This is a genomic window from Nocardioides sp. Soil_C_8 (assembly GCF_057656315.1).
The window spans coordinates 1-473 of sequence record NZ_JBDGKQ010000009.1 but is presented as its reverse complement, the minus strand read 5'-3'; the positions used below and the strand labels follow the sequence as shown (position 1 = coordinate 473).

The following is a 473-nucleotide window of genomic DNA, read 5'->3' as shown; positions in this document are numbered from 1 at the left end:
AGGCTGTCCAGATCCGCGCTGCCTTGGAGTCATCCGGCTTGGACCACGGGCCGATCAGCGTGCACGACAAGATGCAGTCGATGGGGCTTGAGGTGGTGCCGTCGGTCGCGTCCCTTGCCCGGATCTTCCGCGAGGCAGGCGTCGCCAGACGCGAACCGAGGAAGCGACCACGCTCGGCATGGCGTCGGTTTGTCTACCCGGCCCCGAACGCCTGCTGGCAGCTCGACGCCGCCGAGTACGTGCTGACCGGCGGCCGAAGTGCGTGATCTTCCAGCTCATCGACGACCACTCCCGCTACGCCGTGGCATCCCACGTCGCGTGGGGCGAAACGGTCATGGACGCCATCAAGGTCGTCGACACAGGCATCGCCGCGCACGGCGTGCCGCAACGACTGCTGACCGACAACGGAATCGCACTCAACCCGTCGCGGCGTGGCCTGCTGGGCCAACTCGTCGATCACGTGTCGCGACTCG

1 pseudogene is annotated in these 473 nt (G+C 67.2%); it reads left to right on the top strand.

Annotated elements, in window-relative coordinates:
* Positions 1–473, top strand: a pseudogene (locus tag AC3A3L_RS21630) (DDE-type integrase/transposase/recombinase); the annotation flags it as partial.